Raw genomic sequence first — 20,014 nt, 5'->3', positions numbered from 1 at the left:
GACGACATCATGCTCTCTCTCTTTTTAGCCCTGAGGCGGATGATTTCTGATCGATTCGGCCTGAAAATCATCCGCCTCTGGGGTCAGGCTCGGGAGGAGCCGTTGGTCCGGTTACATCTTGCCGTCGTCCTGGAACACTTGCGTCCAGTCCTTGACTAGGCCGTCAAGCGCGTCCTTGGCCGAACCCTGGCCGGCAACGACATAGTCGTGGAAGCGCTTCTGCGACGCCTGCAGCAGCGGTGCGTAGCTCGGCTCGGCCCAGAAGTCCTTCACGATCGCCATCGAGTCGAGGAAGGTCTGCGCATAAGGCTGGCTGGACGGGAAGGCCGGGTCCTTGACCACCGCGTTCAGGCAGGAATAGCCGCCGAGCGACCACCATTTGGCCTGCACATCCTTGTTGGCGAACCACTTGATGTATTTCAGCGCCGATTCCTGCTTGTCGGAATAGGACACGACCGAAATGCCCTGGCCGCCAAGCTGCGCAAACTGGGCGCCGCCGGGACCCTTCGGATTGACGAAGTAGCCGATCTTGTCACCGCCGACATTCTCGTCCTTCTGCAGGCCGGGCCAGGTGAAGGCGAAGTTCATGTGCATGGCCACCTGACCGGATTTGAAGGCGTCGACGCCTTCGCCCATATAGCTGTTCGAGGCACCCGGAGGCGTGCAGCAATCGTAGAGCGACTTGTAGAACTCCAGGCCTTTGACCGCGTCTGGCGAATTGACGAAGCCTTCCATCTCGTAGGGCTTCTTGGGGTTTTCATACTGGAAGCCGTAGCTGTAGAGCACGTCCATGGCGCCCATGGTGATGCCTTCCGAGCCACGCTCGGTGTAGATCGAAGCGCCATAGACGGTCTTGCCGTCGATCTCGCGCTTCTGGAAGAACTCGGCGACCTGCTTCAGTTGGTCGAAGGTGGTCGGCGGGCCGAGATCCCAGCCATACTTTTCCTTGAATTCCTTTTGCAGTTCCGGCTTGGAGAACCAGTCCTTGCGGTAGGTCCAGCCGACGACGTCGCCCATGGCCGGCAGCGCCCAGTAATTCGGCGTGTTCTTCGGCCATTCGGAATAGCCGACGACTGTTGCCGGCACAAAGTCGTCCATGCTGATCTTCTCCTTGTCGAAGAAGTCGTTCAGCTTGACGTAGTGGCCGTTCTCGGCCGAGCCGCCGATCCACTGGCTGTCGCCGATGATCAGGTCGCACAGTTTGCCGTGCGAGTTGAGCTCGTTGAGGAAGCGGTCGGCATAGTTGGTCCACGGCACGAATTCGAATTTCATGCCGATGCCGGTTTCCTTGGTAAAATCCTTGGACAGTTCGACCAGCGCGTTTGCCGGATCCCAGGCGGCCCAGCAAAGCGTCAGGTCTTCAGCGTGCGCCGCGTTCGAGACGGCTGTCGACGCGGTAATCGCCGAGGCCAGCCCCAACGCCAGTTTCAAGCTCGATTTCATGCCTTCCTCCCATTTGCGAAACGCGCCCGGATGGCCGTTTCAAGAACCCCTCAACCCTCGCTCCTCCGAGGGGCTAAACACGGCGCGCTATGCGTCGCCAGGGCGGCGCGGTGCGCCGCAGATGTTTAGTAATTTGTTTAGTGATGCAATTTTTACTAAACAAGGCAAGCGAATTCGTCGCTGCGCCGCAACATGGCGAAACGGCGATTGAAATCGTTGGGAAATGATTGCCGGACGGCTCGCCCGGAAGTTGCTTAGCCGGGGTCGCCTATAATTTTCGTCTGCGGCGTCACCGGCCGAACAGGGGGCGCGGGCGGCAGCAGCGCGCGGATGTCGGCGAAGGGAAATGTCGGCTCGAATCGGAAGGCCTCGGCCAGGGAGCCGGGAACGCTGTTGCATTGCCCGGCGCGAAACTCATTCTGGACGCGCGCTCTGTCGACATATTGCTCCGGCCACTGCGACTGGTGCGCTCGGATCGCCTGCGTCTTGATATCGCCGTAGGCGGAAATGTCGACGTAATGCGTCGGCGCAAAGCCGGTGCCGCCCATCGTGTCGGCATGCAGCACGGGGACGCCGAACGAGGCCGCGATGCGCACGCCGTCCGACAAAGCACGATGGTCGGCGTGATAGTCGTTGGGGGCATGCGTGATCACCAGATCCGCCGCGGTCTCGCGTATCAGCGCTTTCAGCGAAGCGATCAGTGCCGCATCGGCCACCAGTTCGCTGTCGGGGAAGTCGAGAAAGCGAAGGGTTGCGCCGAGCAGCGCCGCTGCGGCCGCCGCCTCGTCGCGGCGGACACGAGCCAGAACGCTCGGGTCGCCCATGCCGCCCCTGGCGCCATCCGTGGCCACGGCAAAAGTCAGTTCTGCGCCTTGCGTGGCATAGGCAGCCAGCGTACCGAACATGAATATCTCGATGTCGTCGGGATGCGCGCCGAGCGCCAATACCTTCACTGCACTCTCCCCGGAAATGGAAAAACGTGACGAACGGAATCCTGCTCGCCCTCATCGCCTATGCAAGCTATTCGTGCAGCGATGCCGTTATCAAGAGCCTTGGCGGACAGTTCACCGTCTTCGAGATCGGCTTCTTCATCACGCTGTTTGCCGGCTGCTTCCTGTTTTTCAGCCGCCCAGTCGATGAGCGCTGGCGCGATTTCTGGCGCACCGGGCGGCCATGGGCGGTGCAGGCCCGCGCCTGGGCCGGCATCGCCTCGGGCGTGCTCAGCGTCTACGCCTTCACCACCATTCCGCTGGCCGAGACCTATGCACTGATCTTCCTGGCGCCGCTTTGCGTTACCATTCTCTCGACCGTCATCCTGAAGGAAAAGGTCGGCCCATGGCGCTGGCTGGCGGTGGTTGCCGGCTTTGCAGGTGTCATGCTGGTGGTGCGGCCAGGTTTTCGCGAGTTGCATCTCGGACACCTTGCCGCCTTCACGGTGGCCTTCCTCGCCGCGGCGAGCGTCATCCTGATGCGGTCGCTCGCCCAGCAGGAAAAGCGCACCACCATGCTCGGCGTGCTCATCGGTTACGGGCTGCTGTTCAACGGGGCCGGCACCATCGCCACATCGTTCACCCTCCCCAACGCCATGCAGCTGCTGTGGTTGGTGCTGGGCGGCGCCTTTACCGCCGGCGGCCAATTGCTGCAGCTGCTGGCCGCCAAATACGCACCGGCCAACCGCATGGCGCCGACGCATTATTCGCAGATCGTCTGGGCGGTCATCCTCGGCGCGCTGTTCTTCCAGGAGTATCCGGACTGGATATCGCTGGTCGGCCTTGCCGTCGTCGGCGCGTCCGGCCTGCTCACCATGGTGCGCGAGGAGGTGCGGCTGGGCACGGTGCGCTGGAACCCGTTTTCACGCACAAGGCTTTGAGCCGTTGCACGGTTGTGGTGACCGCTGATATGCGGACGCAATGACGACGAGATCCTTGCCGGAGCTTCCGGTATCCGCCGTGCTGCCGGCCCTGAGCCAGGCGCTCGGCTCCGGCAACAGCGCCGTCCTGGTGGCGCCGCCCGGCGCCGGCAAGACGACGCTGGTGCCGCTGGCGCTGCTCGATGCGCCCTGGCTGGTCGCCGGCAAGATCGTCCTGCTCGAACCGCGCCGGCTCGCCGCCCGCGCCGCCGCCCGCCGCATGGCCGAATTGCTTGATGAAGAGCCCGGCGCCACCGTCGGCTATGCCATGCGCATGGAAAACCGCACATCGGCCCGGACAAAAATCCTGGTCGTCACCGAAGGCGTCCTGGCGCGCATGATCCTAGACGATCCGGAGCTGCCCGGCGTCTCGGCGGTGATTTTCGACGAATTCCACGAGCGCTCGCTCGACGGCGATTTCGGCCTGGCGCTGGTGCTCGACGTGCAGGGCGCGCTGCGGCCGGATTTGCGGCTGCTGGTGATGTCGGCAACGCTCGATGGCGCGCGCGTCGCGAAACTCCTGTCCGGCGCCCCGGTGATCGAAAGCCAAGGCCGTGCGTTCCCCGTCGATGTCAGATACGACGAGCGGCCGGCCGGCGTCCCCATCGAAGACGCCATGGCCAAGGCGATCCGCTCCGCTCTTGCCGGCGAGAGCGGCAGCGTGCTCGCCTTCCTGCCCGGCCAGCGCGAGATCGAGCGCACGGCCGAGCGGCTGCAGGGCCGCCTCGGCGCCGACACCGACATCGTGCCGCTCTACGGCCAGCTCGACAACAGGGCGCAGGATGCAGCCATCAAACCGGCGCTGCCGGGCCGCCGCAAGGTGGTGCTGGCGACGTCGATCGCCGAGACCTCGATCACCATCGACGGCGTGCGCGTCGTCATCGATTCCGGCCTGTCGCGGCTGCCGCGCTACGAGCCGGCAAGCGGTCTGACCCGGCTGGAGACGGTGCGCGTTTCCAGGGCGTCCGCCGATCAGCGCGCCGGCCGTGCCGGGCGTACACAGCCAGGCGTCGCCATCCGCCTCTGGCGGGCCGAGCAGACGGCGGCCCTTCCCGCCTTCACCCCACCCGAGATTCTCGAAGCCGACCTGTCCGGCCTGCTGCTCGATTGCGCCGCCTTCGGCGTCGCCGATCCCGCAAGCCTGTCCTTCCTCGATCCGCCGCCCATTCCCGCGCTCAACGAGGCGCAGGCCCTGCTCCTGGCGCTGCACGCCATCGACGCGGCCGGCCGGCTGACGGAGGCGGGCGGCGCGATGCGCAAGCTGGCGCTGCCCGTGCGCCTCGCACACATGGTCGCTGAAGCCGCTGGCGGCGGCCACGCGCTCGAAGCTGCGATGCTAGCCGTCCTGCTCACCGAGCGTGGTCTCGGCGGCGACGGCGCCGACCTCGAACGGCGCCTGATGCGCTTCCGCACGGAAAAGTCGCCGCGCGCCGTTGCGGCAAGGCAGCTTGCCGAGCGATTGGCGAAGCAGGCGGGCGGCTCCAAGAGCAGCGAAGCCGCTTCTGCCGGTCTTCTCCTCATGCACGCCTGGCCGGACCGTGTCGCCAGAGCGCGGGGCGAGCGCGGGCGTTTCGTGCTCGCCAACGGCTCCGGCGCCATGCTCGACGCCGCCGATCCGCTGGCCGGCGAGACCTGGCTGGTCGTCGCCGATCTGCAAGGCAAGGCGCAAAATGCCCGCATCACGGCGGCGGCAGCCGTTGACGAGGCCGATATCCGCGCCGCACTCTCCGACAGGATCGAGACGCGCCGCGAGACAAGCTTCGACCGCGAGCGGCGCGCGGTGCGCGTGCGCGAGACCGCCAGGCTCGGCGCCATCACTTTGTCGGAGCGCATGCTGCCCGCACCAACTGGAACAGACGCCGACCGCGCCATAACAGATGCCTTGCGCGAGCACGGCCTGTCGCTGCTGGAATGGGGCAAGGACGGCGAGACGCTGCGCCAGCGCCTAGGCTGGCTGCATCGCGGCCTCGGTGCGCCTTGGCCCGATGTTTCGGAAGCCGCCCTGCTCGAACGCCTCGACGACTGGCTGCTGCCGTTCCTGTCGGGCAAGGCGTCCTTCGCCGCCATCGATCCCGGCGTGCTGTCGTCGGGCCTGATGGCGCTGGTGCCGCATGATTTGCAGCGCAAGATCGGCACACTGGCGCCGACCCATTTCGACGCGCCGTCCGGCAGCCATGTGCCGATCCGCTATGACGGCGAATGGCCGGTGCTGGCCATCCGCGTGCAGGAACTGTTCGGCCTTGACCGCCATCCGGCAATCGCCAACGGCACCGTACAGCTGACGCTCGAGCTGTTGTCACCGGCGCACCGGCCGATCCAGACGACGCGCGACCTGCCCGGCTTCTGGCGCGGCTCCTGGGCCGATGTGCGCACCGATATGCGCGGCCGTTATCCCCGCCATGTCTGGCCGGAAAATCCGCTGCTCGCTGCGGCGACGGCCCGCGCCAAACCGCGAGGGACCTAGCGCTCGTCCTTTCCCGGTTATAATCCTTGGCTATGATCAACATCCTGCACGCCCCAGACTTCCAGCAAAGCCAGCGGCTGCGCCTCAACACGCTGATCCGGCTGCGCTGGCTGGCCATCGTCGGCCAGAGCCTGACGGTGCTGGTCGTCGCCTATGGGCTCAAATTCCCGCTGCCGGTCAGCTTCTGCTTCGCGCTGGTCGCCTGCTCGGCCTGGCTCAACCTGGTGCTGACCTTCCGCTATCCAGCAGCGCACCGGCTGACCCCGTTCTCAGCCTTTTTCATCCTGACCTTCGACAGCCTGCAGCTTGCCGGCCTGCTCTATTTGACTGGCGGCCTCACCAACCCGTTCTCGGTGCTGATGACCGTGCCCGTCGTCATCTCGGCGGCCTCGCTGCCGCTGCGGCTGACTGCGGTGCTCGGCGCGCTGGTCATGGCGGCGGCCACGTTGCTGGTCTTCTTCCACCAGCCGCTGCCATGGTATGAGGGCGCGCCTCTGCCCATGCCATTCATCTATGTCGCCGGCATATGGATGGCGGTGTTTTCCTCGATCGCCTTCACTGCCATCTATGCCTTCCGCGTTGCCGAGGAAGCCCGCCTGCTCGCCAATGCGCTTGCCGCCACCGAACTGGTGTTGCAGCGCGAGCAGCATCTGTCGGCTCTGGATGGGCTTGCCGCCGCCGCCGCGCACGAACTCGGCACGCCGCTCGCCACCATCGCCCTTGTCTCCAAGGAGATGGAAAAGGCACTTGGCGACGACCCAAAATACGGTGAGGACGTCAAACTTCTGCGGTCGCAGAGCGAGCGCTGCCGCGAGATCCTGAAGCGGCTGACCAGCCTGTCCTCCGAGGGCGAGGCGCATCTGTCGCGTCTGCCGCTGACCTCGCTGGTCGAGGAGGTGACCGCGCCGCACCGCGATTTCGGCATCTCGATCAAGCTTCGGCCGGGCGAGCGCGTCGGCCCCGAACCGGTGGGACGGCGCAACCCCGGCGTCATCTACGGCCTCGGCAATCTGGTCGAGAACGCCGTCGACTTCGCCCGCAACAGTGTGACGGTGCGATGGAGCTGGGACGAACTCGACGTCACCTTCTCGATCATCGATGACGGGCCGGGCTTTCCCCCCGAAATCATCGATCGCATCGGCGAGCCCTATATGTCGACACGCCAGGGCAACGAGGCTGGCGGTGGCCTGGGTCTCGGGCTGTTCATCGCCAAGACCTTGCTCGAACGCTCCGGCGCCACGCTCGATTTCCGCAATTCGAGCGGACTGGGCGAAGGCGCGATCGTGCAGATATCGTGGCCGCGCACGGTCTTCCTCAACCCGGAATCGGTGGGGATCTCGATGTTCGACACCGCGTAAAAGCCTTGGCGGAGGCGGCAAAATTGGACAATGGCGTTCAGGAACTATATCTGCGTAAAATTAAGGCAGCAGGATTTTTTGAGATAATGACTGGCGAAGAAGCAATTGGCGCAATGGTCGAAGGCGAGGACACCTCGCTGCTCATCGTCGACGACGACAAGCCGTTCCTGACGCGGCTGGCCCGCGCCATGGAAACCAGGGGTTTCGTGGTCGAGACGGCCGAGAGCGTCGAGGAGGCAGTGGCCAAGGCGCGCGCCCACCCGCCGGCCTATGCGGTGGTCGACATGCGGCTTGGCGACGGCAACGGCCTCGACGTCGTCGCCGCCATCCGCGAGAAGCGCGACGATGCCCGCACCGTCATCCTCACCGGCTACGGCAACATCGCCACCGCGGTGACCGCGGTGAAGCTCGGCGCCATCGACTATCTGTCGAAGCCGGCTGACGCCGACGACGTGTTTGCAGCGCTCACCCGCACCGCCGGCGAGCGCGCCGCCCCCCCGGAAAATCCGATGTCGGCCGACCGCGTGCGCTGGGAACACATCCAGCGCGTCTACGAAATGTGCGACCGCAACGTGTCGGAAACCGCGCGCCGGCTCAACATGCATCGCCGCACGCTGCAGCGCATACTCGCCAAGCGCGCACCACGCTGAGGTTCCGGCGCCGGCCGCCAATTGCCGAACCTCAGCGCTGCCCCTCACCTGCCTGCCGGCATCCTCTCCCCGTATAGAGACGGGGGAGAGGGGCGCTCTCATCGCCGGTTTCGCCAATCGCCGGCGTTGCAGGAGACGACGGCTAGGCTGAAGCTGCCTCTTTCTCCCCGTCGCTATGCGGGGAGTTGAGGAATGGTCCGCGAAGCGGACGAAAAGCCAACTGCTTGGCTTTTCGAATAACGAACGTCCGGCAGGACAATGAGGGGCGGCGCCAACGCTGGAAACAGTTGCGCTTGCCGTGCCATCGACCTTTGCCCATCATCGGCAATAACGCCGCCGGAAAACCCGGCAACGGAGCACAGATGCGCGACAAGCAGCCGAAATCCATCCTTCGCGAATTCCTCGATGGCGAGGCGGCGGGCGGCATCATCCTGATGGTTGCGGCAGCCCTTGCGCTGATCGTCGCCAATTCACCATTGGCCGAAACCTATTTCGCCGCTCTCCACGCCTATCTCGGCCCGCTCAGCGTGTCGCACTGGATCAATGATGGGCTGATGGCGGTATTCTTCCTGCTGGTCGGCCTCGAGATCAAGCGCGAGATGCTCGACGGTCAGCTCTCGACCTGGCCGCGCCGCGTGCTGCCGGGCGTCGCCGCCGCCGGCGGCATGCTGGTTCCCGCGCTGGTCTATGTCGCCATCAACCGCAACAACGCCGCCGCGCTCTCCGGTTGGGCGATCCCGACCGCCACCGATATCGCCTTTGCGCTCGGCGTACTGTCGCTGCTCGGCAACCGCGTGCCGGCGTCGCTCAAGATATTTCTCACCGCGCTCGCCATCATCGACGATCTCGGCGCCGTCATCATCATCGCCATCTTCTACACAAGCGGCCTGTCGCTGGCCTATCTCGGTGCGGCCTTCGCCGTCATCGCGGTGCTCATCGTGCTCAACCGCATGCGGGTGACGAGGCTGACGCCTTACCTCGTGCTCGGCGCCGTGCTGTGGGTGCTCGTGCTGAAATCGGGTGTGCATGCGACGCTGGCCGGCGTGGCGCTGGCGCTCACCATTCCGCTGAAAACTTCTCCCGGCAGCGGGCACGATCTCGACCATTCGCCGCTGCACCGGTTGGAGCACGGCCTGCACAAGATCGTGCCGTTCTTCGTCATCCCGATTTTCGGCTTTGCCAATGCCGGCGTGTCGCTGGCCGGCCTCAGCGCCTCTGCCCTGGTCGAGCCGCTGACGCTCGGCGTTGCCGCCGGCCTGGTGCTGGGCAAGCTGGCCGGCGTCTTCGGCTCCTCGGCGCTGGCGATCCGGCTCGGCTTCGCCGACCTGCCGGTCAATGCCGGCTGGCTGCACATGATCGGCATTTCGCTGCTCTGCGGCATCGGCTTCACCATGAGCCTGTTCATCGGCCTGCTCGCCTTCGCCAACGACATGGCGCTGCAGGACGCCGTCAAGGTCGGCATCCTGGCGGGGTCCTTCGTTGCAGCGCTGCTGGGTGCCGCCGTGCTCCTGATGGCGCCGGCGGCAGGGGTGGAGGAGGTGGTGGAGTAGGTGTTCTTGGGTTCCTCGCCCCCGCAAAGCGGGGCGAGGAACTTGAGCTTCGTCTACTCGCTCTCTCCCGCCAGCGCCGGCACCGCCACACCCGCCAGTTCCGCCGCCAGCAGCCGCGCCGCACCCGCCCGTGCGATGCGCAGCATCAGCGCCTTGCGCGTTGCTGCGGCCATGCGGTGCTCGGGCGCCTCGCGCAAAATCTCGGCGCCGTAGCCGTCGGACAGGATGAAGCCGCATTCCTCCGGAAAAATATCCGAGGGCACGCCGGGATGCGTGGCGAAGAAGAAGCGGTCGGAGTGCAGCCGGTAATCAGGCCATTTGCGGTCGACGCGAAAATCCTCGATCGAGGATTTGATCTCGATGATCCAGATATCGCCCTGCCGGGTCAGCGCCACAAGGTCGGCGCGCCGCCCGGTGGCCAGCGACAGTTCGGGCAGCACATGCATGCCCATTTGCATAAGCAGCCGCTGCACGCCACGCCGCACCAGCATGGCGCGTTCCGACTGGCGGCCATCGATCAGGGGATTGAGGAGAATCGGGGAGATCATCGGCATGGCAGCCACCATGCCAGATTTTGTTCACGGTTTGAACCCGTGCTTGGACGGCGATTATCCGGTTGACAAACCCATAGGCGAATTTTCTCATCGCAATGATAAGAAGCACGGTCCTTGGCACGAGGGGAGACACCATGGGGTTTTTGGGATTCATCAACCGGCTTTTCCCCGCGACCGAAGAGTTGCGCCGGTACTCAGCGATCGCGGGTCCCTATTCATTCATGTTTCTGGTGAAGCGCATCCCAGCCGAAAACCGGAAATTCGTACGCTTCCGCCTCAGCCATATGGGAGCGGTCCAGGATAGTTACACATTCAGCGTCGAGGAGTTCGGTTCCCTCGTTGATGCCGTCCTGAAGACAAAGGCAGAGCTAGATGACCCACTGCTCACGAGCGCTACCCAGCCGTAGGGGAATGGCGGCAATTATACGGTTGACAGAACTGAGGCTACGACTTGATCCGAGCGCCTTCCGCGATCGCACCATATCTGTATCGGCGCGGTCTGGTATTGCTCCGGAACGCCCTTGCGTCCGCCGATCAACTTCCGTTCTTAGCTATAAGGCGGCCGGACTAAAGTCTTGCGCCGGGAACGCAAAGGTCTGATGTAACCGCTTTGGTTCCGTTCTTGTCCCTTGGACGTTCCCGTATTTTAGTCAGTCGAGATACTACCTATATGGCCGAAGCCGGCCTGTTCTCGAGCAGCGCAGCCCCCGCAATATCATCCAAAATCGGGCAGTCCGGCCGGTCGTCACCATGGCAGGCATGGATCAGCTTCTGCAAGGTCGTGCGCATCGACTGCAGCTCGCGCACCTTTTCCTCGATGGCGCTGACATGGGCGGCGGCAATCTCGCGCACATCGTGGCTGGCGCGGCTGCGGTCCCGGTAGAGCGCCATCAGCTGCCGGCAATCGTCGATTGAAAAGCCGAGGTTGCGAGCGCGGCGCAGGAAGGCTAGCCGATGGATGTCGTCGCTGGAATAATCGCGATAGCCATTGCCGGCGCGCGCCGGGGCGATCAGGCCGATCTCTTCATAGTAGCGGATGGTCTTGGCCGGCAGGCCGGACCGCGCCGCGGCATCGCCTACATTCATTGTGATTCCTCGATGTGGTTCCCTGATTCTAGGCTATCCGACAGGACCGACCATTGTTTTTCCTTCACAATCCCGTGAGTCCTGTTGCCGAAATGCCATAGTTGCCGGCTTACCGGCACGTAAGCTCCTGCATATAGGCATCGCGCGCTTGGCAAGCAAAGCAAATGCCAGCATGAATGATTTCAGGAAAAGCGGCCGTAACGTGTCGCGACATCTTGGTGGGGCATCGGACCATTTCATGCGCATGAAGTCATTTGCAATCGTCGCCGCACTTGCGTTGTCGGCCGCGATCTCGGGTTGCAGCACGATCGGCTCGCAGCTGTTCACCAACAACTACGGTTCGGTGAACGATGCAGGCTACCAACTGCCGCGCATCCCGATCGAGAGGGTGCCGCTGAAGTACCACCGGCAAGAGGTGAACTACGACACATCGGAAAAGCCGGGCACCATCGTCGTCGATACCCAGAACAAGTTTCTCTACTTCGTCGAAGGCGACGGCCGGGCGATCCGCTACGGCATCGGCGTCGGCCGCGAAGGCTTTGAATGGCACGGCACCGCCCATATCGCGCTGAAGCGCGAATGGCCGACCTGGACGCCGCCGCGGCAGATGATCCAGCGCCAGCCGGAGCTAGCGAAGTTCGCGAGCGGCATGGAGCCGGGCCTGAAGAACCCGCTCGGCGCGCGCGCCATGTATCTGTTCAACAAGGGCGGTGATATGGGCTACCGCCTGCACGGCAGTCCGGAATGGAATTCGATCGGCAAGGCGATGTCGTCAGGCTGCATCCGGCTGATGAACCAGGACATCATCGACCTCTACGACCGCACGTCGGTCGGCGCCAAGGTCATCGTGATGTAGGGACCATGATCCGGAACCGAGGTCCACGAAAGCGAAAAGTGGAACCGGTTTTCGGGAAGATCATGGTCAAAGTAGGCGTTACCCTTCGTACGCGGACCGTCTAGGCAACAACGGACGTCCAAAACAGAAAACCGGGCAATCTGGCCCGGTTTTTTGTTGCTCGCTCGAATGCGTGAAGGGGTCTTAGGAGACCTGCTCGACCTGCTGTACTTCCGGCACGAAGTGGCGGAGCAGGTTCTGGATGCCGTGCTTCAGCGTCGCCGTCGAGGACGGGCAGCCGGCGCAGGCGCCCTTCATGTGCAGGAACACGGTGCCGTTCTCGAAGCCGCGGAAGGTGATGTCGCCGCCATCCTGGGCAACCGCCGGGCGCACCCTGGTGTCGAGCAGTTCCTTGATGGTGATGACCAGTTGCTCGTCGGCCTTGTTGTAGAATTCGCCGGTCTGGCTGGTCTCGGCGGCGGGGCCGGCATTGACCATGACGGGCGCGCCCGACATGAAATGCTCCATGATGGCGCCCAGGATCGCCGGCTTCAGGTGCTGCCAGTCCGGGCCGTCCTTGGTCACGGTGATGAAGTCATAGCCGAAGAAGACGCCGGTCACGCCGGGGATCTCGAACAGCCGGCCTGCCAGCGGCGAGGCGCTGGCTGCACTGTCGGCGTCGCGGAAATCGGCGGTGCCTTCAACAAGGACTTCCTTGCCGGGCAGGAACTTCAGCGTTGCCGGGTTCGGCGTCGATTCGGTCTGGATGAACATGGCCGTCTCCGTGCCCCAGTCGGGCAGCTAGTTTGGAATAGTTCTAAATAGGCTCAATCGGCTGGACATTCAAGCGAAACGCGTCGCTCAAAACGGCTGGCTGGCGGAATGTTTTTGCTGGCTGGGAATGAATCCCGCGCGGGCTATAAATCCAGGATCGTGATGTTATCCGAAACCGCTTCACACTTCCGGCATCACTCTCTATGCGAGGCTGTCGATCTCCTCGTCAGACAGGTTCTGCGGCACCACTGTGACCGGAATAGGGAAGGCGGCGCCCTTGCCGGCAACAGCCCCGACCAGCGGCCCGGGTCCTTCCTTGCCGGCACCTGCCGCCAGCACCAGGATGGCGATGTCCTGGTCTTCCTCGATCAGCTTGTGGATCTCCTCGGTCGGCTTGCCTTCGCGCACCACCATCTCGGGCTCGATGCCGAGCTTCTGGCGCACCTTGTTGGCGTAGCCGTCGAGTGCCGCGCGCGCCGTGGCGTTGGCTTCCTCGCGCATGATCTTCTCGACGCCCAGCCAGTGCTGAAAGTCGTCCGGTGTGATGATGTAGAGCAGCACCAGCGTGCCGCTGGTGCTCTGCGCCCGCTTGGAGGCGTACGCGACGGCGCGCTCGCACTCCGGCGTGTCGTCGATGATCGTCAGGAATTTCCTGCGATGGCCGGCTTCGCGACTGAGGCGTTTGGAGACCATGTCTATCTACTCGATGTTTTCGGCCGCAATCTGCCACCGCGACAGACCGGCGGCAAGCCGCCGGCCTTGGGCCAGAATGGTGCGGTGCACTGACGGTAGGATCAGCCCTGCAACAGGCCGATAATGTCGCGTACTGTCTTCATGGTGGTCTCAGCCAGCGCGCCGGCGCGTTCGCCGCCGTCTCTCAGCACCGCGTCGACATAGGCGCGGTCGCCCTCGATACGGCGCATCTCGCCGGCGATCGGCGCCAGTTTTTCCACGGCAAGGTCGGCGAGCGCCGGCTTGAACACGGAAAACTGCTGGCCGCCGAATTCCTTCAGCACGTCCGCCTTCGACATCTCGGCCAGCCCGGCATAGATGCCGACCAGGTTTTCCGCTTCCGGGCGGCTTTCCAGTCCGTCGACTTCGCTTGGCAACGCTTCCGGGTCGGTCTTGGCCTTGCGGATCTTCTTCGAGATGGTGTCGGCATCGTCGGTCAAATTGATGCGCGACAGGTCGGACGGGTCCGACTTCGACATTTTCTTCGAACCGTCGCGCAGGCTCATGATGCGCGCCGCCGGCCCGCCGATCACCGGTTCGGTTATCGGGAAGAACCCGTTTACCGTCTCCTCGCCAACCTGCATCTCGACGCCGACGCCAAGACTGGCGATGCGGCTCGAAAAATCATTATTGAACTTTTGCGCGATGTCGCGGGTCAGCTCCAGATGCTGCTTTTGGTCCTCGCCCACCGGCACATGGGTGGCGCGGTAGAGCAGGATGTCGGCGGCCATCAGCGAGGGATAGGCAAGCAGGCCCAGCGAGGCGTTCTCGCGGTCCTTGCCGGCCTTGTCCTTGAACTGCGTCATCTTGTTCATCCAGCCGATGCGCGCCACGCAATTGAAGATCCAGGCAAGCTCGGCATGCTGCATCACCCGCGACTGGTTGAAGACGATGTGCTTCTTCGGGTCGATGCCGGAGGCAAGGAAGGCGGCGGTGATCGAGCGGGTCTGGTCTGCGAGGTCATCATGGACGAGTTGTGCCGTCAGCGAATGCAGGTCGACGACGCAATAGATGCAGTCTGACGTGTCCTGCAGGGCGACGAATTTCTTGATGGCGCCGAGATAGTTGCCGAGATGCAGATTGCCGGTCGGCTGTACCCCGGAAAAGACGAGCTGTTTGAAGGCGGTCATGGGTTCCTCATGGCTTGTGGAGGGCCGTATAAGCGTGATTCCGAAAAGTTGCAGACTTTTCGGAGCCAATCACGCGGCTGGAAACCACGCGCGGCGAAAGTCTTGCGACGGCGCGCTTATGGACGAAGGGGCGGAGAGGATCAAGACCGGTGTTGCTGTTAGCTCGCCCGGACTATTCGTCCAGATCGGCGTTTGGCGCTGGCGCCGCTGCCTTGCCCGAGCCGCGTTTCACATTGCGCCGGATCATTCCGAAATCGGCGCCGCCGGTGGCGAAAGCCGTGACGAAGTAGAGCAGCGCCCCGCCGGCCACCAATGAGAGAAGCGTCACGGCCTTGATCACCAGTGGCGAGCCGGGGCCGAGCCTGACGGCCAGCCAGTGCTCGGCGAAATAGAGCGCCACCGCCATCACCGCAGCCGACAGCACCAGGCGCGGAATGCGCTTCAGCAGCGGCGCGTCGCGGCCCCAATGGCCGCGTCGGATCAGCACGGCAAGCAGCATCACAGCGTTGACCCAGCCGGCCACGGCCGAGGCCACCGCAATGCCGGGCGCGCCCATTTTCGGGAACAGCGTCAGTGCCGTGATCACGTTCACGCCGACCGAAATGGCGGCGAACATCATCGGCGTGCGCGTATCCTCGCGGGCGAAATAGCCGGGAGTGAAGGCCTTGATCAGCACGAAGGCCGGCAGGCCGAGGCCGAAAATCGCCAGGATCGCGGCCACGGTCGGCGTCGAGGCGTTGGCGGCGAAGGCGCCGCGCTCATAGACCAGCCGCACGATCGGCTCCGCCATTACCCAAAGGGCCGCCGCCGCCGGCAAGGTCATGAACAGGGTGAACTCGACCGAGCGGTTCTGCAGATTGGCCGCCTCGACCAGATTGCCCGATTTCAGCGCCCGCGACAGCTCCGGCAACAGCACGATGGCCACCGCGACGCCGACGACGCCGAGCGGCAGCTGGTAGACGCGGTCGGCGTAAGCAAGCGACGACACGGCGCTGTCCTGCGCCGACGCGATCGCCGTGCCGATCAGCTGGTTGATCTGGGTGATGCCGCCGGTGATCGCCGCCGGCAGCGCCAGGATCAGCAGGCGCTTGACGTTGGGCGTCATCTTCGGCCGGCGAAAGCCGATGGCGATGCCGGCATTGCGCACCGCCACCCAGACAATGGCGAGCTGTACCAGCCCCGCCGCCAGCACGCCCCAGGACAGGCTGAAACCAACCTCACGGGCATCCATGCCGTGGTACCAGGCGTAGCCGAGCACGCTGATCAGGATGATGTTGAGGAATGCGGGCGCCACGGCAGCCGCGAAATAGCGGCGCAGCGAATTCAGCATGCCGGCCATCATGGCTGCGAGCGACATGCAGATGAGATACGGGAACATGATCGTCGCCAGCAGGACGGTCGTCTCGAATTTGCCCGGCGTGTCGGCAAAGCCCGGCGCCACGAGATAGCGCACGATCAGCGGCATCGCCAATTCCATGACGATGGTCAGCGCCAGAAGTGCGGTGAACAGGACGCCGAACACTTCCTCCGAAAAGCGCTTGGCGCCGTCGGTGCCGTGAGTCTCGATCTCCTTGGCAAACAGCGGCACGAAAGCGGCGTTGAAGGCGCCTTCGGCAAACAGCCGGCGAAACGTGTTGGGAAACTGAAAGGCGGCGTTGAAGGCGTCCGCCACCGGCCCGGTGCCGAGTGCGGCAGCCATCAGCATTTCGCGGCCAAAGCCAAGGGCGCGGCTCATCAGCGTGCCGGACGCAACCGTGGCGAATTTCTTGACGAGGCTCATGCGCGGGGAGATTGCCTGGATGATTGGGACAAAGGGGATGATTGGGACAAAGGGGGTGATTGGAACAAAGTGATGGTCACTCGGCCGCCGCCTTGGCCTTGCCGCCGCGCTCCGGGACAACGCCTTCAAGCGCCGCGATCAGCGTGGCGTGGATGGTGGCGGTGCGTGCCGGGTTGTCGATCTTCTGCCCCGTAAGGTCGGTGACATAGAAAGTGTCGATCACCTTCTCGCCGAAGGTGGTGATGTGAGCCGAGGCGATGTCGAGCGAGAGATCGGACAACGCACTGGTGATTTCCGACAACAGCCCAGGCCGGTCCAGTCCCTCGACCTCGATCACCGAAAACCGGTTCGACAGCGTGTTGCGGATTTCGGCGCGCGGCGGAATCTTGAACACCTTGGCGCCGCGCCGCGGCCGGGTGCGCTTCTCGATCATCTCCGGCAGCCAGCTCTTGCCCGACAGCACGTCCTCGATCAGCCGGCCGACGCGCTCGGCGCGACGGCGCTCATCCTCATCGCGGTCGAATTCCCGTGAGATCAGGATGATGTCCAGCGCGCGGCCGTCGGACGTGGTGAAGATCTGCGCGTCGACGATGTTGCCGCCGGCTCCCGCGCAGGCGCCGGCAATGACCGAAAGCAGGCGCGGATGATCCTGCGCCAGCACGGTTATCTCGGTCACCGCCTCGAATTGGTGGGTCCTGACCACGGTGGCGAGCTTCTTGCCTGCCGCGTCGGCTTCGCGGATGAATTCGGCATGGCGCAACTGATCGGGGAGGTCGACCGTCAGCAGATAGTTCTCGTAATGCAGGCCGACATAGCGCTTGCGGGCCTTGTCCGGCCAATCGGCCAGCGCCTCGGCCAGCCGCTCGCGCGCCGCCGCCGTCCGCTTGGCGCGCGACACTTCCGAGAAGCCGCCGGTCAAAAGCAGTTCGGTTTCGTAGTAGAGCGTGCGCAGGAGCTGGCCCTTCCAGCCGTTCCACACGCCCGGCCCGACACCCCTGATGTCGCAGACGGTCAGGATCAACAGCATTTTCAGCCGCTCGACCGATTGCACGATCGAGGCGAAATCCTCGATCGTCTTGCGGTCGTTGAGGTCGCGCGTCTGCGCCGTCATCGACATCACCAGATGGTTCTCGACCAGCCAGGCGACGGTCTCGGTGTCGGCGGCCGACAGCCCCATATGCGGGCAGATGCGGCGTGCGATCCGGGCGCCGGCCTCTGAGTGATCCTCCGGCCGGCCCTTGGCGATGTCGTGCAGCAGCACCGCGACATAGAGTGCCTCGCGGCTCTTCTCTAGCCCCGGCATCAGCGTGTGCGACAGCGGATGCACCTTTTCACCATCGCCGCGCTCGATCTCGGCCAAGACGCCGATGCAGCGGATCAGGTGCTCGTCCACCGTATAGTGGTGGTACATCGAGAACTGCATCATGGCGACTATTCTGCCGAAATCGGGGATCAGCCTGCCGAGCAGGCCGGCCTCGTTCATGCGCCGCAAATTAAGCTCGGCATTGCGGTCCGAGGTCAGGATGTCGAGGAACAGCCGGTTGGCCTCCTCGTCGCGCCGCAGCGACTTGTTGACCAGACCGAGCGAGCGGGTGAGCAGCTTCAGCGCATCGGGATGGAACTCCAGCCCGTGCTTGTCGGCGAACCAGAACAGCCTGAGCAGATTGACCGGGTCGCGCTCGAACACGCTGTCGTCGGCGACGTTGATGCGGTGATTGTCGACAATGAAGTCCGACGTGCCTGCCAGCTTGCGCTTGCGGCGCTGGAAGGTGAGGAAGATGCGGTTGAAGCCGGGCACATGCTTGGCCTGCTCTTCCTCGAGCGCGGCGCAGAAGATGCGGGTGAGGTCGCCGACATCCTTGGCGACGAGGAAGTAGTGCTTCATGAAGCGCTCGACCGCCGACAGACCGGGATGCGTGGTGTAGCCCAGCCGTTCGGCGATCTCGCGCTGGATATCGAAATGCAGCCGTTCCTCTGGCTTGCCGGTGAGGAAATGCATGTGGCAGCGCACCGCCCACAGGAAGTCTTCGGCCTTCTGGAATTCGCGGTACTCGGCTTCGGTGAAGACGCCCTTTTCGACCAGTTCCTCGCCGGTGCGCACGCGATAGAAGTATTTGGCGATCCAGAACAGCGTCTGCAAATCGCGCAGGCCGCCCTTGCCGTCCTTGACGTTGGGCTCGACCAGATAGCGGCTTTCGCCGGCCTTGGCATGGCGATCATCGCGTTCGGCGAGCTTGGCCTGCACATATTCCGGTCCGGTGGTGCGCACCACTTCATGGTCGAAGCGGGTCAGCAATTCGTCGAAGAGCTTCTGTTCGCCCCATAGGAACCGCGCTTCCAGGATCGTGGTGCGGATGGTGATGTCGCTGCGCGACAGCCTGAGACACTCGTCGATGTTGCGGGTGGCGTGGCCGACCTTCAACCCGAGGTCCCACAGCATATAGAGCATATATTCGACGATCTGTTCGCCCCACGGCGTCTGCTTGTAGGGCAGCAGGAACAACAGGTCGATGTCGGAGCCCGGCGCCAGCGTGCCGCGGCCATAGCCGCCGACGGCAACGACCGCCATGCGCTCTGCGGTCGAGGGGCTTTTCACCCGGTAGACGTGGGTCGCGGCGAACTCGTAGAGGGCGCGGATGATCTCGTCCATCAGATGCGACAGCCGGGCGGCGCAGGCCGTGCCGCTGCCATCGTCCATCAGCATGCGCTCGGCAACCTTGCGGCCCTCGGTCAGCCGATCCTTCAGCAGCCGGAGCGCACCGACGCGCGCGCCGGGCTCGGCGCCGCTGGCCGCCGAGATCAGCGCCGTCATGTCGCGGCGCAAAGCCTCGCTGTCGATCAGCGCGTCGAGCTTGAGGGAGATTTTTGCCATGGATTGCCGGTGGGCCTCGCCTTTGCGCGGCGTCTATAGCGCGTTTTCACGGCGCTGTGTATGGGGCGGACGGACGCGTCGGCCGCGATACCAGAAAGGGATGATCATCTCGCGCCGGAGCCGGAAGAGATCGGCGATCTGCCGCGTCAACCGCCTGGCCTCGATCCTTGCCTTGGCGGTGATTGGCTTCTGGCGCTGTTTACCTATCCCGCTTGCCACCCATTCCTCTGTTCGCTCCTGCTTGAGCAGGCTTGGCAATCTCACCGGAATGTCGCCGAGGAATTGTGCCTGCAGGCACAATGCCGGGACGAGTTGGTAAATGACCTTGTCGGACGAGGTCGCAAAACGCGGATTGAAGATGAGGTGATCGACGGGAATGCTGATCTCGTTCGTTGCCGCAAGAAGGTCCCGCGCGGCCTGTCTGGACAGGATGTATCCCGCCGTACCGATATGGAGCCCGTGCAGTCTGCTCGCGGAAAATCCGTGGCCGCAGGCGACTTGCTTGCGTGATATTACGGTTCGGTTGAAGAACGTTTCCAACTTGACGATGTCCGCATCGGCGGGGATCCAGCCCGCATCGGCAAGCAAAGCACCGGCTTTGTCCGGGAAAACGACATCGTCCTCGAAAATCGCCGCGTAAGCATCCTCACCTGTCGCGATCATCGACCAACACTGTTGGTGGCTGAGCAGGCATGCAATCTCGGCGTCGGCCAGACGCAAATGCTTCTTGCCCTGCGGCATTTCGGCCAGATCCGGCCGATCTCGCGCATCGATGGCGGCGACCCGCTCGAAGGCGGTGCCGATGCGCGCGAACTCCGCCGTTACATGGGCGAGGCGATCGCGGGACCGATCGAGATTGATAATCAGGCATTTCATT

The 20,014-nt window shown here is 64.0% G+C and carries 17 protein-coding genes; 7 read left to right on the top strand and 10 right to left on the bottom strand.

Annotation, left to right across the window (positions count from 1 at the left end; genetic code table 11):
• Positions 1-111: 111 nt before the first annotated feature.
• Together NKK50_RS12105 and NKK50_RS12100 are read right to left on the bottom strand one after the other, a co-directional pair.
• A complete protein-coding gene (locus NKK50_RS12105) occupies positions 112-1,443 on the bottom strand; it encodes an ABC transporter substrate-binding protein (protein WP_023684201.1) in 1,332 nt (443 codons plus the stop codon).
• A 254-nt stretch (positions 1,444-1,697) separates the two neighbouring features.
• Complete coding sequence (locus NKK50_RS12100) at positions 1,698-2,396, bottom strand: PIG-L deacetylase family protein (protein WP_352543472.1); 699 nt, start codon at positions 2,394-2,396, stop codon at positions 1,698-1,700.
• Positions 2,397-2,422: 26 nt separating this feature from the next.
• On the opposite strand from NKK50_RS12100, the gene NKK50_RS12095 reads away from it, so the two are divergent.
• The 5 genes from NKK50_RS12095 to nhaA all read left to right on the top strand — a co-directional run bounded on the left by NKK50_RS12095 (position 2,423) and on the right by nhaA (position 9,374).
• Positions 2,423-3,313 carry a DMT family transporter gene (locus NKK50_RS12095; RefSeq protein ID WP_023725843.1) on the top strand — a complete coding sequence of 297 codons (891 nt, stop codon included), beginning with the start codon at positions 2,423-2,425 and terminating at the stop codon, positions 3,311-3,313.
• A 40-nt stretch (positions 3,314-3,353) separates the two neighbouring features.
• Positions 3,354-5,816 carry an ATP-dependent helicase HrpB gene (gene hrpB / locus NKK50_RS12090; protein WP_352543471.1) on the top strand — a complete coding sequence of 821 codons (2,463 nt, stop codon included), beginning with the start codon at positions 3,354-3,356 and terminating at the stop codon, positions 5,814-5,816.
• Positions 5,817-5,848: 32 nt separating this feature from the next.
• On the top strand, positions 5,849-7,174 hold the full coding sequence (locus NKK50_RS12085) for an ActS/PrrB/RegB family redox-sensitive histidine kinase (RefSeq protein ID WP_023834377.1): 1,326 nt from the start codon (positions 5,849-5,851) through the stop codon (positions 7,172-7,174).
• 86 nt (positions 7,175-7,260) lie between these two features.
• Positions 7,261-7,824: an ActR/PrrA/RegA family redox response regulator transcription factor gene (locus NKK50_RS12080; protein WP_023672848.1), complete on the top strand. Its 564-nt coding sequence runs from the start codon at positions 7,261-7,263 to the stop codon at positions 7,822-7,824.
• 362 nt (positions 7,825-8,186) lie between these two features.
• Entirely contained in the window at positions 8,187-9,374 is a 1,188-nt protein-coding gene (nhaA, locus tag NKK50_RS12075; protein WP_023732524.1) for a Na+/H+ antiporter NhaA, read from the top strand.
• A 53-nt stretch (positions 9,375-9,427) separates the two neighbouring features.
• Here the strand turns inward: nhaA and NKK50_RS12070 are convergent, their stop codons facing one another.
• A complete protein-coding gene (locus NKK50_RS12070; protein ID WP_198025860.1) occupies positions 9,428-9,928 on the bottom strand; it encodes an MmcB family DNA repair protein in 501 nt (166 codons plus the stop codon).
• A 134-nt stretch (positions 9,929-10,062) separates the two neighbouring features.
• Between NKK50_RS12070 and NKK50_RS12065 the strand changes: the two genes are divergently transcribed.
• The gene (locus tag NKK50_RS12065) at positions 10,063-10,335 is read left to right on the top strand and encodes a hypothetical protein (protein ID WP_156935500.1); all 273 of its coding nucleotides are present in this window, start codon (positions 10,063-10,065) and stop codon (positions 10,333-10,335) included.
• Between the two features lie 259 nt (positions 10,336-10,594).
• On the opposite strand, the gene cueR is transcribed toward NKK50_RS12065, so the two are convergent.
• Complete coding sequence (gene cueR / locus NKK50_RS12060) at positions 10,595-11,014, bottom strand: Cu(I)-responsive transcriptional regulator (protein WP_352543470.1); 420 nt, start codon at positions 11,012-11,014, stop codon at positions 10,595-10,597.
• Between the two features lie 238 nt (positions 11,015-11,252).
• Between cueR and NKK50_RS12055 the strand changes: the two genes are divergently transcribed.
• Entirely contained in the window at positions 11,253-11,870 is a 618-nt protein-coding gene (locus NKK50_RS12055; protein ID WP_023692663.1) for a L,D-transpeptidase, read from the top strand.
• Positions 11,871-12,053: 183 nt separating this feature from the next.
• On the opposite strand, the gene NKK50_RS12050 is transcribed toward NKK50_RS12055, so the two are convergent.
• From NKK50_RS12050 to NKK50_RS12025, 6 genes are all read right to left on the bottom strand, one after another.
• Entirely contained in the window at positions 12,054-12,623 is a 570-nt protein-coding gene (locus tag NKK50_RS12050) for a NifU family protein (RefSeq protein WP_023822841.1), read from the bottom strand.
• Positions 12,624-12,824: 201 nt separating this feature from the next.
• The gene (locus NKK50_RS12045) at positions 12,825-13,316 is read right to left on the bottom strand and encodes a universal stress protein (protein WP_023672856.1); all 492 of its coding nucleotides are present in this window, start codon (positions 13,314-13,316) and stop codon (positions 12,825-12,827) included.
• Between the two features lie 101 nt (positions 13,317-13,417).
• Entirely contained in the window at positions 13,418-14,485 is a 1,068-nt protein-coding gene (trpS, locus tag NKK50_RS12040) for a tryptophan--tRNA ligase (RefSeq protein ID WP_023672858.1), read from the bottom strand.
• A gap of 172 nt (positions 14,486-14,657) precedes the next feature.
• Entirely contained in the window at positions 14,658-16,265 is a 1,608-nt protein-coding gene (gene murJ, locus NKK50_RS12035) for a murein biosynthesis integral membrane protein MurJ (protein WP_352543469.1), read from the bottom strand.
• A 76-nt stretch (positions 16,266-16,341) separates the two neighbouring features.
• Positions 16,342-19,137 (bottom strand): [protein-PII] uridylyltransferase, encoded by a 2,796-nt coding sequence (locus tag NKK50_RS12030; RefSeq protein ID WP_352543468.1) that lies wholly within the window; start codon positions 19,135-19,137, stop codon positions 16,342-16,344.
• Between the two features lie 33 nt (positions 19,138-19,170).
• Positions 19,171-20,013 (bottom strand): glycosyltransferase family 25 protein, encoded by an 843-nt coding sequence (locus NKK50_RS12025; protein ID WP_352543467.1) that lies wholly within the window; start codon positions 20,011-20,013, stop codon positions 19,171-19,173.
• Position 20,014: the final 1 nt, after the last annotated feature.

The organism is Mesorhizobium sp. M0001 (assembly GCF_040324255.1).
Classification (GTDB): Bacteria; Pseudomonadota; Alphaproteobacteria; order Rhizobiales; family Rhizobiaceae; genus Mesorhizobium.
Note: the sequence above shows the minus strand (reverse complement) of the source record. Positions and strands in the feature narration are given on the sequence as shown.

Excerpts from the sequence above, each read along its gene's own strand:
- NKK50_RS12065 (WP_156935500.1), top strand. The coding sequence starts at position 10,063 with ATGGGGTTTTTGGGATTCATCAACCGGCTTTTCCCCGCGACCGAAGAG.
- nhaA (WP_023732524.1), top strand. The coding sequence starts at position 8,187 with ATGCGCGACAAGCAGCCGAAATCCATCCTTCGCGAATTCCTCGATGGC.
- NKK50_RS12070 (WP_198025860.1), bottom strand. The coding sequence starts at position 9,928 with ATGCCGATGATCTCCCCGATTCTCCTCAATCCCCTGATCGATGGCCGC.
- NKK50_RS12050 (WP_023822841.1), bottom strand. The coding sequence starts at position 12,623 with ATGTTCATCCAGACCGAATCGACGCCGAACCCGGCAACGCTGAAGTTC.
- hrpB (WP_352543471.1), top strand. The coding sequence starts at position 3,354 with ATGACGACGAGATCCTTGCCGGAGCTTCCGGTATCCGCCGTGCTGCCG.
- NKK50_RS12045 (WP_023672856.1), bottom strand. The coding sequence starts at position 13,316 with ATGGTCTCCAAACGCCTCAGTCGCGAAGCCGGCCATCGCAGGAAATTC.
- NKK50_RS12025 (WP_352543467.1), bottom strand. The coding sequence starts at position 20,013 with ATGAAATGCCTGATTATCAATCTCGATCGGTCCCGCGATCGCCTCGCC.
- trpS (WP_023672858.1), bottom strand. The coding sequence starts at position 14,485 with ATGACCGCCTTCAAACAGCTCGTCTTTTCCGGGGTACAGCCGACCGGC.
- murJ (WP_352543469.1), bottom strand. The coding sequence starts at position 16,265 with ATGAGCCTCGTCAAGAAATTCGCCACGGTTGCGTCCGGCACGCTGATG.
- NKK50_RS12055 (WP_023692663.1), top strand. The coding sequence starts at position 11,253 with ATGCGCATGAAGTCATTTGCAATCGTCGCCGCACTTGCGTTGTCGGCC.
- NKK50_RS12030 (WP_352543468.1), bottom strand. The coding sequence starts at position 19,137 with ATGGCAAAAATCTCCCTCAAGCTCGACGCGCTGATCGACAGCGAGGCT.
- NKK50_RS12080 (WP_023672848.1), top strand. The coding sequence starts at position 7,261 with ATGACTGGCGAAGAAGCAATTGGCGCAATGGTCGAAGGCGAGGACACC.
- NKK50_RS12085 (WP_023834377.1), top strand. The coding sequence starts at position 5,849 with ATGATCAACATCCTGCACGCCCCAGACTTCCAGCAAAGCCAGCGGCTG.
- cueR (WP_352543470.1), bottom strand. The coding sequence starts at position 11,014 with ATGAATGTAGGCGATGCCGCGGCGCGGTCCGGCCTGCCGGCCAAGACC.
- NKK50_RS12105 (WP_023684201.1), bottom strand. The coding sequence starts at position 1,443 with ATGAAATCGAGCTTGAAACTGGCGTTGGGGCTGGCCTCGGCGATTACC.